The 14,448-nt window shown below is 41.9% G+C and carries 10 protein-coding genes and 1 pseudogene; 8 read left to right on the top strand and 3 right to left on the bottom strand.

The features are described from left to right. Nucleotides 1–1,083, bottom strand: a 1,083-nt coding sequence (gene ada / locus F8S12_RS31695; RefSeq protein ID WP_196520278.1) for a bifunctional DNA-binding transcriptional regulator/O6-methylguanine-DNA methyltransferase Ada, incomplete at its 3' end; no start/stop codon positions are given. 367 nt (nucleotides 1,084–1,450) lie between these two features. Here ada and ssuD point away from each other — a divergent pair. From ssuD to F8S12_RS31665, 6 genes and pseudogenes are all read left to right on the top strand, one after another. Then, nucleotides 1,451–2,626 carry an FMNH2-dependent alkanesulfonate monooxygenase gene (ssuD, locus tag F8S12_RS31690; RefSeq protein ID WP_196520277.1) on the top strand — a complete coding sequence of 392 codons (1,176 nt, stop codon included), beginning with the start codon at nucleotides 1,451–1,453 and terminating at the stop codon, nucleotides 2,624–2,626. Between the two features lie 21 nt (nucleotides 2,627–2,647). Then, nucleotides 2,648–2,767 (top strand): annotated as a pseudogene (locus tag F8S12_RS31685) (NAD(P)H-dependent oxidoreductase); the annotation flags it as partial. Further along, nucleotides 2,748–2,900, top strand: a complete 153-nt coding sequence (locus tag F8S12_RS31680) for a hypothetical protein (protein WP_196520275.1) — start codon at nucleotides 2,748–2,750, stop codon at nucleotides 2,898–2,900. The pseudogene F8S12_RS31685 and the gene F8S12_RS31680, both read left to right, overlap by 20 nt. Before the next feature lie 306 nt (nucleotides 2,901–3,206). Then, nucleotides 3,207–4,304: a dimethylsulfone monooxygenase SfnG gene (gene sfnG / locus F8S12_RS31675; RefSeq protein WP_230968405.1), complete on the top strand. Its 1,098-nt coding sequence runs from the start codon at nucleotides 3,207–3,209 to the stop codon at nucleotides 4,302–4,304. Nucleotides 4,305–4,393: 89 nt separating this feature from the next. Next, a complete protein-coding gene (locus F8S12_RS31670; protein WP_196520274.1) occupies nucleotides 4,394–5,605 on the top strand; it encodes an SfnB family sulfur acquisition oxidoreductase in 1,212 nt (403 codons plus the stop codon). A 683-nt stretch (nucleotides 5,606–6,288) separates the two neighbouring features. Beyond that, nucleotides 6,289–7,794, top strand: coding sequence for an FAD-dependent oxidoreductase (locus F8S12_RS31665; protein WP_196520273.1), 1,506 nt, complete (start codon nucleotides 6,289–6,291; stop codon nucleotides 7,792–7,794). A 20-nt stretch (nucleotides 7,795–7,814) separates the two neighbouring features. Here F8S12_RS31665 and F8S12_RS31660 read toward each other — a convergent pair whose 3' ends face one another. Further along, complete coding sequence (locus F8S12_RS31660) at nucleotides 7,815–8,999, bottom strand: acyl-CoA dehydrogenase family protein (protein ID WP_196520272.1); 1,185 nt, start codon at nucleotides 8,997–8,999, stop codon at nucleotides 7,815–7,817. 657 nt (nucleotides 9,000–9,656) lie between these two features. On the opposite strand from F8S12_RS31660, the gene F8S12_RS31655 reads away from it, so the two are divergent. Further along, nucleotides 9,657–11,267, top strand: coding sequence for an iron uptake porin (locus F8S12_RS31655; protein WP_196520271.1), 1,611 nt, complete (start codon nucleotides 9,657–9,659; stop codon nucleotides 11,265–11,267). A gap of 392 nt (nucleotides 11,268–11,659) precedes the next feature. Here the strand turns inward: F8S12_RS31655 and F8S12_RS31650 are convergent, their stop codons facing one another. Beyond that, a complete protein-coding gene (locus F8S12_RS31650; protein WP_196520270.1) occupies nucleotides 11,660–12,247 on the bottom strand; it encodes a Uma2 family endonuclease in 588 nt (195 codons plus the stop codon). A 309-nt stretch (nucleotides 12,248–12,556) separates the two neighbouring features. On the opposite strand from F8S12_RS31650, the gene F8S12_RS31645 reads away from it, so the two are divergent. Continuing rightward, on the top strand, nucleotides 12,557–14,448 hold a 1,892-nt coding region (locus F8S12_RS31645), incomplete at its 3' end, for a PAS domain S-box protein (RefSeq protein WP_196520269.1).

The following is a 14,448-nucleotide window of genomic DNA, read 5'->3' as shown; positions in this document are numbered from 1 at the left end:
CTGCCCCCTGCCCCTTTTCCTCTTCGCTGACTCTTGTATAAGCAGCTTTTGTTTGCGCTCAATTCCCCAGTGATAACCACCAAGACTGCCATCACTCCGCAGCACACGGTGACATGGTACAATCAGCGCGATCGCATTAGCTCCACAAGCATTACCCACCGCGCGAACTGCCTGTGGTTTGGCAATATCACAGGCGATATCAGTGTAGGTGCGGGTTTCGCCATAGGGAATTTTTTGTAATGCTTGCCATACCTGTTTCTGAAATGCTGTTCCACGGACATCAAGTGGTAAATCGAGATGTGTTTCATCTCCTGCTATGAAGTCGAGGATTGCCTGTATCCATTCCTTGTGTATCTGGTCATTACGCACGATGTCTGCTTGGTTAAATTCCTCGAGCAAAGTATGTTCAAGTTTGTTTGCTTCATCACCTAGTTTAACAGCACAGATACCCTTCTCTGTTGTTGCCACAAGCAAATATCCTAGTGGACATGAAGCGATCGCATAGACAATAAGTATTGTCTTTCCAGCTTGTTGGTAAGTCTTTGGTGTCATTCCCAGTTGTTTAGGTGCTTTCTCATAAAGTTGACTACTTGAACCATACCCGGTGTTGTAAACTGCATCAGCAATTTCCTCCCCTTGCTGGAGACGCTGCTTCAATTGTTGGCTACGCAGCGCATCTGCATATTGAAAGGGAGATACACCAATTATTTGCTTAAATATTCTTTGTAGATAACTGGGACTCATTTCCACCTGAGAGGATAGTTCTGAGAGAGTTGGGATGCGATCGCCTTGTGTTTTAATATATCGACATACTGCTAAAACTTTAGACTTAGCTGTATTTGGAACTGTTTCAAATTGTGGCTGACATCGTTTACAAGGTCGAAAACCGGCAATTTCAGCTTCTTGTGCCGACTGGAAGAAACAAACTTGATGGCGATTCGGTCTGCGACTAGGGCAAATAGGTCGGCAATAAACGCCTGTAGAACGAACACCATAGAAAAGCTTGCCGTCAATTGTGGGATCTCGATTGAGAACTGCTTCCCAAAGAGTTTCTTCTAAAACTGATATCTGTTGTAATTGCATTTATATCTCCTTGGATGTATTGCAAAGTATGCACTCTTAAATATCAATCATTAGTTTCTGCATATTGGTAACTCTATTTGTTCTCTAAGTAACACTAGATTAGGTGTATCGCTAAACTATTTTCTATCTGATTATTGCGATCAAAGTGGAATACAACCTGCTGGCACTTGTAGAACTCGCAAGTTGCTACGGCAAAAAAGTGCCTTTAACCATAAGCGCGTAGGCGTAGCCCGTCGTAGACATCGTATGGCTTCAGCAACAGACTTTTTGTAAAAGTAGCTTGATTTACTCAATTGGCTGTGCAATACTCCTAAGTTAATAACTGTATCTCTATCGAAATACCGTATTTTTAAATAGGAAAGGGATTATGCAGCTACTATGGTTTATCCCAACCCACGGTGACGGGCGCTACCTTGGAACAGCTACAGGCGGGCGGGCAGTGAGCTTTCCCTATTTGCGACAGATTGCTCAAGCAGTAGATGACCTCGGTTATACAGGGGCATTACTACCGACAGGGCGTTCTTGCGAAGATGCCTGGATTGTGGCATCAACTCTAGTATCGCTGACTCGACAAATGCGTTTTCTGGTGGCAGTGCGTCCTGGATTGGTATCGCCGGGAGTGGCAGCACGGATGGCGGCGACGTTTGATCGCCTTTCTGGTGGGCGTTTACTGATTAACGTAGTAACAGGCGGCGATCCGATAGAGTTAGCGGGAGATGGCTTGCACCTGAGTCACGATGGCCGTTATGAATTGACGGATGAATTTTTGACAGTGTGGCGGCAAATTGTCGCAGGTGAGGAAATCAATTTTACAGGTGAACACCTAAACATTCAGGGTGGTAAACTGCTGTTTCCGCCAATTCAGAAACCCTATCCGCCCTTATGGTTTGGGGGTTCCTCTGCGATCGCCCAGGGTGTTGCAGCTAAACACGTAGATGTGTACCTGACTTGGGGTGAGCCACCAGATCAGGTTGCCGAAAAAATTACCTCAGTTCGCAGACTTGCAGAAGCCGAGGGACGGACATTGCAGTTTGGCATTCGGATGCACGTAATTGTCCGGGAAACTGAGAGTGAAGCTTGGGATGCAGCAAATGAACTGATTCGGTATGTGGATGAGAAAGCGATCGCTAATGCTCAAAAAGCATACTCGCGGATGGATTCTGTTGGGCAAAGTCGCATGACTCAACTGCATAAAGGTAGTCGGGAAACCTTGGAAATTAGCCCAAATTTGTGGGCGGGGGTGGGTTTAGTGCGAGGTGGAGCGGGAACTGCTTTAGTCGGCGATGCTCATACTGTCGCTAAAAGAATGTTGGAATACGCAGACTTGGGTATTGATAGCTTTATTCTCTCTGGTTATCCTCACTTAGAAGAGGCTTATCGAGTGGCAGAACTGCTATTCCCACATTTGCCATTGGAGAATGTTCCCACAATGGAACAGCAACACGTATTAAGTCCATTTGGTGAAATTGTTGCAAATCTTGAGTTTCCAGAACAGCAACCGAGAGCTTTTGACCAGAAAGCTGCCTCATTCACAGTTGATTAATATTATCTAGGAGATTTTGACATGACGAATATTGTAGCGATCGCTGGTAGTCCATCTCATCCTTCTAGAACCTACGGCATTTTGGAATATGCCGCCAAGCTTTTACAACAACAAGGCTTGAATGTTGACATTATTTCAGTTTAAACAAGAAACCAATGGCAGTTTGCAGCTTGATGAGGACATTGAGCAAAGGCTCAACGATGCTCTCAAAGAATTTGTCAAAGCTGTGAAATATTCTCCTGTAGAGCCTCCAGAATTAGCTCATGCGAATTAAGTCAGAAGGAGTCAGAAGACAGAATTCAGAATTCAGAATACCCCATGCTTAAGGTCAGGGGTTTCAGTTACGGAAAGAATTTTGTCTCCTCCACGATTAAAAACTTTTGCTTTAAACCTCGATTCTCCATCCAGTACTTCCACCCTTCTCTACGAGACGCTACGCGTAGCTTGCTTCCCCGTTAGGGGTACAACAAGCTCAGGGTAACACTTGCCGAACTGCTCAGTAACCATCGCACAGAATCAATTCTGGATTCTGGCTTCTGAATTCTTCTTCCGTAACTAAACACAAAAAGAGGCGCAAATCATGGTGGATATTAAGTTTGCATATTGGGTTCCCAATGTCAGTGGTGGATTGGTTGTTAGTAAAATTCCTCAACGCACAGATTGGACATTCGATTATAATGTCCAACTCGCTCAAACTGCCGAACAAGTAGGCTTTGACTATGCCTTAGCACAAGCTCGGTTTATTGCTAGCTACGGGGCTGAGTACCAACTAGAAGCACTGACTACAGTTGCAGCTTTAGCACCTGTAACCGAACGGCTGAAATTGATTGCCGCAGTTCATCCAGGATTATGGCATCCGGGTGTAGTTGCCAAGATGGGTGCAACAATTGATTTTATTTCTCAAGGTCGCTTTGCTCTAAATGTTGTCAGTGGTTGGTTTAAAGGTGAATTTACAATTTATGGTGAACCCTGGTTAGACCATGATGAACGCTATCGCAGATCCGAGGAGTTCATTCGCGTACTCAAAGGTATGTGGACAGAAGAGGAGTTCCACTTTAGAGGAGATTTTTACCGCATCAATGGTGGTTGGGTGAAGCCTAAACCAATTAATCAGAATCCACATCCAGAAATCTTCCAAGGTGGTAACTCTAAAGCTGCACGAAGGATGGCAGCGCGGGTATCTGACTGGTATTTTATGAATGGCAACACCATCGAAGGTGTGAGCGAACAAATTCAGGAAGTTTCTGCCCTAGCGAGTGAGGAAGGGCGTAAAGTCAAGTTTGGACTAAATGCCTTTATCATCGTGCGAGACACCGAAAAAGAAGCTCATGAGGTACTGCGAGAGATTATTGCTCAAGCGGATAAAGAAGCTGTTGCAGGTTTTGGCGAAGCTGTAAAACACGCAGGATCTTCAACTCGTGAGAAAGAAGGAATGTGGGCAAATTCTAATTTTGAAGACTTGGTGCAATACAACGACGGCTTTAAGTCAGGTTTGATTGGCACAGCAGACCAAGTTGCCGATCGCATTCGCCAATTCTATGAAGTCGGCGTGGATTTGATTCTGGGTGGATTCTTGCATTACAGCGATGATTTACCAGCTTTTGGTCGCACGGTAATTCCTTTAGTACGGGAAATTGAATCGCGTCGTCGCACATCTGAAGAGTTAGTGACGGCTTAAACGAGTGCTAACACTGCGATTGAGATAACTTTGTTAATGAAGCATATATCTGTGTAAATTACGCAACATCAATAAAAGCAAGGTAACACATGACAACTGTAATTAATACGACTACTGAACAAAAAGCTCATGTGATTGGTGATGATACTGAAGCGATCGCGATCGCCCATCAATTAGCGGCGGAATTTGTCAAAGGAGATTCCGAACGAGACAGAGAAGGCAAGATACCTGTTGATGAGGTGAATAAATACTCTCAAAGTGGACTGTGGGGAATCACAGTTCCCAAAGAGTATGGCGGTGCTTTCGTATCGAATGTCACCTTGGCAGAAGTAACCAAAATTATCTCTGAGGCTGATTCGAGTTTGGGACAAATCCCCCAAAATCATTGGTATATTTTGGAATCGCTTCGATTGGATGGGACGGAAGAACAAAAACGTTTTTTCTTTGACCTAGTATTGCAAGGTAAGCGGTTTGGTAACGCTTTCTCTGAGATTGGTACCAAATCAGTAAACGACGTGCAGACACGCCTAGAAAAGTCTGGAGATGGATACGTTCTCAACGGAAGAAAATTCTATTCTAGCGGTGCATTGGTAGCCGATTGGATTCCAGTCATTGCTCGTAATGATGACGATAAAACAGTGATTGCTCTGGTAGAACGCGGTACACCAGGCTTAAATGTCATTGACGATTGGAGCAGTTTTGGGCAGCGTACCACTGCTAGCGGCACTACGATTATTGAGAATGTGGAAGTCTCCGCAGACCATGTGATTCCTCACTTTTTAGCCTTTGAGCGTCCGACTACCCAAGGACCGATCGCCCAAATCATTCAAGCAGCCGTAGATGTCGGCATTGCCAAAGCAGCGTTGAGAGATACAATCCACTACGTTCACAACTATGCTCGTCCCTGGATTGATGTGGAACTGGAGCATGGTTACGAAGATCCCCTAACTATCTACAATGTAGGTAATATAGTTATCCAAGTTCATGCAGCCGAAGCACTGCTGCGTCGTTCGGGTGAGTATATTGATCGAGCGATCGCAGATCCAACCGATAGGAGTGTAGCAGAAGCTTCTATTGCTGTGGCTGAAGCGAAAGCACTGGCTGCGGAAGCTGCGATTTTAACAACTAACAAGCTGTTTGAATTGGCTGGTACTAAGTCTACCTTGCGGCAGTATAACTTAGACCGCCACTGGCGCAATGCTCGGACTCATACTCTACACGACCCCGTTCGCTGGAAATACTATGCCGTTGGTAACTTTTACTTGAATGGTGTAAACCCACCGCGTCATCCTTGGCTGTAAGCATTTGAGCGACTAAGTTGGAGCAGATAATACTGCTCCAACTGATAGGCATAATAACAGGACTTACGCAAACAATAACCGAAACCCTTATTTTCAGGTAGGGGCAATTCATGAATTGCCCCTACAGCGTGTATTTTTCTTCTCTCTGTTTCCTCTGCGGTTCGTTAAAAAAATTGACTTTGATAAAGAGTTTTAGCCTTAACTGAACCGTATTGACCTATAACCAACTTTTCATTTTATTACATAGCATTTTCTAAACAACTAAGTTACACCCAAATCCTTCCAAATCGGGAACCGCTATATATTGACTATCATGATTTTACATCTGGCTGGCGATATATCTAAAATTAATTTTCTTGAGTATTCTTGAAAGTTGAATAGGTTCATCCGAAAAATTAAAACTAGCTTTTTTAATATTGCCCTATACCTTAAGGCTGACATACATTTTACAAGTTGTTAAGCAAACTTACTCGTAAGATAGTTTTATTTCTATGTTAAAAGGTCTAATCTAATTATGAGGAGCATTCATGTAAATCGTAATTCAAAAATAAAATTGCGACTCATTAAAAGTCAATAGTTAAGTAATTAAGCAAGTAAAACTAACTTTTACTTTTAAGTCTTGTTATTAAAAACTAATCCTGTGATCAAAGTATTTCATTTCTTGAACACTATCTCGAAAAAATATGCCTAATCTATCAGGAAAACATATTTCTTACTGGATTGACTCGACACCGACAGCTAATTTTCCACCACTTAGCAATAGTCTGTCTGTAGATGTTGCAATTGTCGGCGCAGGTATTGCGGGAATCACTGCTGCAACATTACTTAAACGCGCAGGTAAAACTGTTGCCTTAATTGAATCACAACAAATATCTACTGGTGTTAGCGGTCATACTACAGCTAAAGTTACCTCGCTTCACCAATTGATTTATGCAGATTTGATTAAAAATCATGGTGAAGAAAAGGCACACATATATGCACAGTCAAACCAAGCAGCACTAGAATTCGTTGCCAAAACGGTTAGCGAAGAACAAATTGACTGTGACTTTAGTCGCCAAAGTGCCTATACTTTCGCAGAAACCGAAGATAATCTCAAGGACATTGAAAAAGAGGTAGAAGCAGCACTAAAACTAGGACTACCCGCAACATTTGTTCGTGAAACTTCTCTACCTTTTCCGATTGCTGGTGCTATTAAGTTTGACAATCAAGCACAATTTCACTCTCGCAAATACCTGTTACACCTAATCAAACAGATCCCTGGTGATGGAAGTTACGTATTTGAAAATACCAGAGTACAGAAGGTAGAGGAAAATAATCTTTGCCAAGTGATTACCAACAAGGGAATTATTCAGGCTCAGGATGTCATAGTTGCAACTAATATCCCCATTACCGATGAGGGATTATTCTTTGCTAAAACTTATCCCAAACGTTCTTACATCATTGGCGCGCGTATTGCAGATCATAAAGCGCCTCTAGGAATGTATATAGGTTCAGGAGAAAAATACTACTCTATTCGTACTACTCCTGATCAGCATGGCTTATTGCTACTTGTTGGTGGCGGCGGTCATAAAGTGGGAACAGTGGAAAATACTGAAGAAAAATATCTAGATTTAGAAAATTATGCCCGTTCTCGCTTTGATATTGAGTCCATTGACTATCGTTGGTCTACCCAGGACTTTGTATCTTTTGATAAAATACCTTACGTAGGAAAACTAACTCCTTTAAGCAAGCATACCTTTGTAGCAACTGGGTTTAGTCTGTGGGGTATGACTCAAGGAACCCTGTCTGGAATGATACTTGCAGACAACATTTTAGGCATTGAAAATCCTGCGGCTGATTTGTACGATGCAACCCGTGCCACTCCTTTTCTCAGTCCACAAGGTATAAAGCAAAACTTGGAAGTCGGCGCTCATTGGGTAGGCGATCGCCTCAAGGGATTAAATAAATCTCTGCAAGATGTGGCGATCGGTGAAGGAAAACTAGTTACTGTTGATGGTGATAAGGTAGCCGCTTACCGAGATGAAACAGGAGAAATACACGCTGTTTCTGCGGTGTGTACTCACCTGGGTTGCGTTGTTGCTTGGAACAGTGCCGAAAAAAGTTGGGACTGTCCCTGTCATGGTTCGCGTTTCAGTTGTAATGGGGAAGTATTGCACGGGCCGACAGTGAAAGATTTAAAGAAGTTCTAGAGGGGATTAAAGCAACTTTGTTAGGAATAAAAGTCAGGTTTTGGCAATTGATCATTTAATGCCCAGTTACCGATGTCTTTGACTTTATAATCCACTGGGTCATGGAGAGTGAAAGTACGGAGATTGCGCCAGTAGCGGTCAAAGCCATATTTTGCACTCGTAGCGCGTGCGCCCATCACTTCAAAGATGCGGTTGGTGACATCTAAACCGACTCTAGTCGCTGCAACTTTGGCAGTAGCGATCGCTAGCGCACATTCCCCCCGTTGCTCGGCGGTGAGTGACCATTCTTTTTCCCAAGCCGCTTGTAGTAATTCTCCCGCTTGGTCAGTCAAGCTCTTAGCTGCTTGGAGATCAACCCACATATTACCATAGTGTTGAATAATATACGGGTCTTGGGTTGCATCCTCTACACCTGATGTCAGCCAGGGTTTTGTACTGGTTTTAGTATATATTTTAGCAGCCTCAAAAGCGCCTTGGGCAATTCCCAGGTAGATATTAGCAAGATTCAATTGAGTTAAACAAGCGCGGATAGTATTGAAAGGTTGACTTGATTTGTCTCTAATACCTAAAATTTCATGACTGTATACTAATACATTGTCAAAAGTAACACTACCACTGTCTGTCTGGCGTTGCCCCATATTATTCCAGTCATCATGAACAGTAATGCCTTCCCTTTGGGTAGGAATTGCCAGAATATTGAATCCATCGGTTGTTTGATTAGTAGCAGTGATCGGTAATATATCTGAGTCTTGAGAGCCTGAACAAAAACTTTTGATGCCATTGAGACGGAAATGATTATTTTCTGGTGTGAGAGTTGTTCTTTTATCCAGGGGGTTGAGGGCATTGCACCAAAACCAATTATTATGGATGGTTTCTAAGTAATATCGCTGTTTCTGTTCTACTGAACCAAAAATATGAGGAACAACCACACCTAAATGGTGGTATGAGAAAATATGAGCAATTGAACTGTCAACTTTGGCAAACTCGCGGGTAACTTTGAGAGTAACGATCCAATTTTGCCCTAAACCGCCGTATTCTTTGGGTATGATTAGTTTGAGTAAGTTGCTCTGGCGCAAGCGATCGCGTTCTTGTTTAGGTGTTCCGCCTTTAGTGTCGCGTGCGATCGCAGTCTGGGCAAATTCCTCAGCTAAAGATTTAGCTAGAACAATGTAATCTTCAGATTCTCTAGTTTCTACTAATTGCATTTGTTGTAGCTTCTCTCACTTACAAAATGGCTGTAATTTTTAGCTTGATCAATTAATTGTTAATAACAGGCTTCCAATATTTGTCCTTCTAGCTCATAGGTTTTGATGACGTTTGTCATTGTTATTTCTTCTGCTAACCTTCGTGCGGGACAACTCTAAAATTTGGGTTATAAAGATAAATCTACGTTAAATTTATTGGCATATAGTATAATATACTCATTTTTGCACAATCTATTTAATAAAGCAAGTTTCAATTAAATTAATTTTACAAAGTTATCTAGTTTGATAAATAACTTTGCCCAAAGACTTGTTTTTAAAGACTATATATGCGATATTCATAATTTAAATACGCAAACCACTAAAAATGGATAGACTTTATGTAGTTGATGGTTTGCTAGCACAAAAATTATATTTATGTGTGAAATAGCATAACTTTTCGTATATGTAAATCTAAAAAATATTGATTTGCAAATTGCGATAGTATTTGCCAAAGAAGTAACTCTATTCTTTAAAAAAGCTAGAAATAATTTTGGTTAACACAAGCATTTAAAATCTTTACTAACTAGCTAGGGCAAAGATTTTTAGCTTGGCGATTATCTGAGTTTGTGGATGGATATTATCTAATTTTTAACATACAAAATATGAGAAAGGAAATAAATGTTAAATTATTCATCTCATAATTTACTGCTCAAAGCAGTGATTTTGGGAGCTACTTTATTAAGTAGTACATCAGCTTATGCTGAAGACAACAATTTAGTTAAAATAAATGCGATCGCAGCATCACCACTAACTAAATCTCAAGTGATTGCACAAGCAGTTGTGGTTCCAGGGGCAAACAATATGTCTCAGGTAAATTCCGTATCTCAACTTTCAGATGTACAGCCAAATGATTGGGCTTTTCAATCACTCCAGTATTTAGTTGAGCGTTATGGATGCATTGCAGGGTATCCAAATGGCACTTATCGGGGCAATAGTCCCATGACTCGCTATGAATTTGCCGCAGGCTTGAACGCCTGTTTGTCTCGTGTCAACGAGTTAATCGTAACAGGTACATCTGACCTAGTTACTAAAGAGGACTTAGCTCGTTTACAAAGTCTGCAAGAAGAATTTTCCCCTGAACTCACAACTTTGCGAGGTCGTGTTGATAGTTTAGAAGCTCACACTGCTGAACTCGAAGCAAATCAGTTTTCTACAACTACAAGACTTTTTGGGGAAGCAATCTTTGTGATTACGAATGCCTTCCAAGGCTCTGTGAATAATAGCAATACTGTTTTCCAAGATAGAGTTCGCCTCGTTTTGAAAACTAGCTTTACAGGTAAAGACACTCTAAATACTCGTCTAAGTACTGGAAACACGACTACTTTGGAGCTTCCTGATGGTACAGCCGAAGGTTTGCAAACCTTCAATCTTGCTCCTAGTAACAACAACCTGTCCGTAGATTGGCTCTCTTACTACTTCCCGATTGGCAACAAAATCGATGCTTACATAGGAGCCGTGAACGGAGTATTTTTTGATTTCGTTCCTACTCTCAGTCCCTATCTCGATAGCGGTACAGGAGGTAGTCGTGCTTTGACAGAATTTGCTTCCTCTAGCCCTATTTACCGTATTGGTGGCGGTGGTGGCGGGGGAATCAATTATCGATTTAGTAACAAATTGGTATTGAGCTTGGGTTACTTAGCAGGATCTCATGCGAGTCCTCAGACAGACAGAGGTTTATTTAATGGTCAATATAGCGCACTTGCACAACTAGCATGGAACCCCAACAATAACTCTGGCATTGGTTTAACTTATGTAAATGCCTATCAAAATCGGGGAGCAATATTTGACCTCGGTAGTGGTTTTACACTTGTCGGAACATCTCAAGCAAATACTTCATTTGAGCGGACGATTACCAACTCCTATGGAGTAGAAGCTTTCTATAAATTTAGTCCTCGATTTGCAGTGAATGGGTTCTTTGGTTACACTAACGCCAAAAATTTAGCAGGTAGTGGTAGCGCAGATATTTGGTACTATGCCTTAGAACTGGCTTTCCCAGATTTAGGTAAGCAAGGTAATCTTGGTGGTCTTGTTGTGGGTGCAGAGCCTTACCGGGGAGGTAACTCATCACCTGCTAACGATTTATCTCTACACCTTGAAGGCTTTTACAAGTATCGGCTTACAGATAACATTGCCATCACCCCTGGCGTGATTTGGATTACGGCTCCTGGTCAAAACGATGACAATAAAGATGCGGTGATTGGTACTATTAGAACAACCTTCCTATTTTAAAGAAAGTTAAACAAAGGTGTGCTAATGATTAGCGCACCTTTGTTTAATGTAAGCAGGCTAGAACCTACACGAATTGAAGGTATTGTTAATAGCATTGATTTAAATCTGAGTGGCCGAGAGTTGAGCGACTCGTGCCGAGCGGAGCCGAGGTAAGTCGAAACTCGTCAACATAGGTATTTTTTTAATCAGAAATCACCTAATAAGTCTGGGATCTTGTTTCTCACGAATGATTCAGGATTGTATGCCAGCGTTGGGGTGCATCCCGATTTGGCAGATTTATTTGTAGTGCGAGCATCTTGCTCGCTGCTATCTATTACGCGAGCGAGACGAGACGCTCGCACTACATATTCCAAAATGGGATGCCCCCCAGCGTTGTACAGTAGGCAAACTACTCACCAAATTTCCGCCAAATCTAAAACAAATCCTGGCAAAATATCTTCTCCCGATAGAGTTGTAGGACTTTGTAAAATCTCAACTTCTCGATTGAGACGATAAATTTCTACCTGCTGCTGCCCTCTATTGATTAACCAGCCCAATCTTGCGCCATTCTCCATGTATTCCCTCATTTTGGCTCGCGTTTTTTCTAAGGAATCACTCCTAGACATTAACTCAACCACAAAATCGGGACACAAAGGAGCAAATCTTTCTTTTTCTGCTTCACTCAAAGCATTCCACCGTTCCATTTTCACCCAACACGCATCTGGAGAACGTTCTGCACCGTTGGGAAGTTTGAAACCACCAGAAGAGTCAAAGGATTTCCCTAGCTTATTTTGACGACTCCAAGCTCTTAATTGATAAGTTAAATCGGCATTCCGATCGCTAGTACTACTTCCCGTAGGTGGCATAATAATTAACTCTCCTGAAGCTGTCCGCTCAAACTTTAAATGTCGATTATTTTGACAAAGCTGAAAAAATTGCTCGTTAGTCAAATCGATATTTAATTCGAGGGTAGGAGGTAAACTGACGGTGGTAGTATTCATGATGATCGATTCTGGTGGAAGCCATATATCTATTTTAGTAGTCTGTCAAGTCAACTATGCTGGGTAAATAAGTTTGTAGTCACGAGTTTAGTCTTGATGTAAAAGCCGACTCAGCACTCTTAAACTGATTCTCTCCCTGACAAATGGTTCACCCGATTGGGTGAATGCGATCGCCTGCTCAGGAACTACTCTAAAAGAGGTGCAGTTTTAATTCTGTTAGCGATTATGCCCACAGAATTTAAACTGCTCCCATTGGCTATTCTGGCTTTTAATTCTACATCAATAGCTTGTGTATCAAAGGATCATAGAGTGAATGAAACCGTTATAAAATCTCTGCATACACCAAATTGCCAGCAACAGGCTATTAACCTGCTCTCAAAAATTGCTGTCAATTTGCCAGGAATAATTTTCCAAGTTCTGCAACAGCAGGATGGTTCTGTGTTTGTCCTTTATGTCAGTTCTGGTTGTAAATATTTGTATGAAATAGAACCAGAAACTATACAGTTAGACTTTCGGGTGCTATACAAACTGATTCATCCTTTAGATATAAAAGCCTTTGCAGAATCTCTAGCTGTTTGTAGTACCACTCTTAAACCTTGGCATTGGGAAGGTCGGATAATTACGCCTAGTGGCAAACTTAAGTGGATTCAAGGCACTTGCGAACCCGAATTACAAGAAAAAGGCGATTTTCTTTGGAATGGTTTGGTCATGGATATTACAGACCGAAAACTAGCAGAAGAAAAATTGCAAGAGAGTGAGGCGCGCTATAAAGCAATTTTAGATGCTATCCCCGATTTGATGTTTCGGATCAGCTGTGATGGTGAGTATCTCGATTTAAAAAGTGAGGGAGCAAATATCACTTTTTTGAGAGAAGAAATAGTTGGAAAAAATTTGCACGAGTTATTGCCTAGTGATGTTGCGGCCATCAGCCAAGAAGCGATCGCTAAAACTTTAGCTTCTAGAACTTTACAAACTTACGAATATCAACTACCAACGCCTTGGGGAGTCAGAAATTATGAGGTGCGGTTGGTAGTAAGTGGTCAAGATGAGGTCTTAGCAATTGTGCGAGATATTACAGAACGCAAACAAGCAGAAGTCGCCTTACAAAATCTTGCCCAAAAATTTTCTAAAGCTTTTAGTTGCAGCCCCGATTCAATTACCATCAGTACACTGCAAGAAGGACGCTTTGTAGAAGTTAACGACAGTTTTGTGAAACTCTCCGGTTATGAGCGAGATGAGGCGATTGGTAAAACTTCCTTTGAGTTAAATCTTTGGGTACACAATCGCGATCGCCTAAAGTTGTTACAGGAGTTGCAAGCCACAGGAGTCGTTCGCAACTTGGAATTTGAGTTTCAGCCCAAGTCTGGCGAGATAATTACAGTACTACTTTCAGCCGAAGTCATTGATTTAGATGGCATCCCTTCAATCCTAGCAGTCCATCACGACATTACAGAACGCAAACAGGTGGAAGCGCAATTACGCCTATCAGCACAACGCGATCGCTTGTTGGCAGAAACTCTAGTGCGAATTCGGTCTTCGCTGAATTTAGAGCAAATTCTCCAAACCACAGTGACGGAAGTCAGGCAATTTTTGCAAGCAGATCGAGTTTTTATTGATTTAAATAATGCTAATTTAGGTGTCAGAACCCTTGCCGAATCAGTAGATCCCAAATATCCATCAGTCTCAGGGTGGTCTACCAATGATGAAGCTTATCTACAAGAATTGAGAAACCTATTAAAAGATAATCTTGTGCGTGTCGTTGAAGACATAACGCAAATAACAGTATCCTCCAAAGTCAAAGCACACTGTCAAAAATTCCAAACGAGGGCGACTTTAGTTGTACCAATTATGCTAGGCAACGAATTATTTGGTGCCTTAATTGCTAACCAATGCTCAGGGGCGCGTCATTGGCAGCCAATAGAAATTGATTTGTTACAGCAGATGTCAGAACAGGTAGCGATCGCCATTCAGCAAAGCCAAATATACCAAGAACTAGCAGAACTCAACACTAATTTAGAACACCAGGTACAAGAACGAACAGCACAGTTGCAGCAGAAAATGCAAGAAGTTGAAGAACTGCATCAGGTAAAAGATGTTGTTTTGCACACAGTTGCCCACGATTTACAAACTTCGGTGATGGGTAACTTGATGGTGTTAAAAAATTTGTTAAATCAGGGAGTGGGGAGTGGGGAGTGGGGAGT

The sequence above is a fragment of the Nostoc sp. WHI genome, from assembly GCF_015714725.1.
In the GTDB taxonomy this organism is placed as follows: domain Bacteria; phylum Cyanobacteriota; class Cyanobacteriia; order Cyanobacteriales; family Nostocaceae; genus Nostoc.
Note: the sequence above shows the minus strand (reverse complement) of the source record. Positions and strands in the feature narration are given on the sequence as shown.

Excerpts from the sequence above, each read along its gene's own strand:
- F8S12_RS31680 (WP_196520275.1), top strand. The coding sequence starts at position 2,748 with ATGTTGACATTATTTCAGTTTAAACAAGAAACCAATGGCAGTTTGCAG.
- F8S12_RS31670 (WP_196520274.1), top strand. The coding sequence starts at position 4,394 with ATGACAACTGTAATTAATACGACTACTGAACAAAAAGCTCATGTGATT.
- F8S12_RS31655 (WP_196520271.1), top strand. The coding sequence starts at position 9,657 with ATGTTAAATTATTCATCTCATAATTTACTGCTCAAAGCAGTGATTTTG.
- F8S12_RS31650 (WP_196520270.1), bottom strand. The coding sequence starts at position 12,247 with ATGAATACTACCACCGTCAGTTTACCTCCTACCCTCGAATTAAATATC.
- ssuD (WP_196520277.1), top strand. The coding sequence starts at position 1,451 with ATGCAGCTACTATGGTTTATCCCAACCCACGGTGACGGGCGCTACCTT.
- F8S12_RS31665 (WP_196520273.1), top strand. The coding sequence starts at position 6,289 with ATGCCTAATCTATCAGGAAAACATATTTCTTACTGGATTGACTCGACA.
- sfnG (WP_230968405.1), top strand. The coding sequence starts at position 3,207 with ATGGTGGATATTAAGTTTGCATATTGGGTTCCCAATGTCAGTGGTGGA.
- F8S12_RS31660 (WP_196520272.1), bottom strand. The coding sequence starts at position 8,999 with ATGCAATTAGTAGAAACTAGAGAATCTGAAGATTACATTGTTCTAGCT.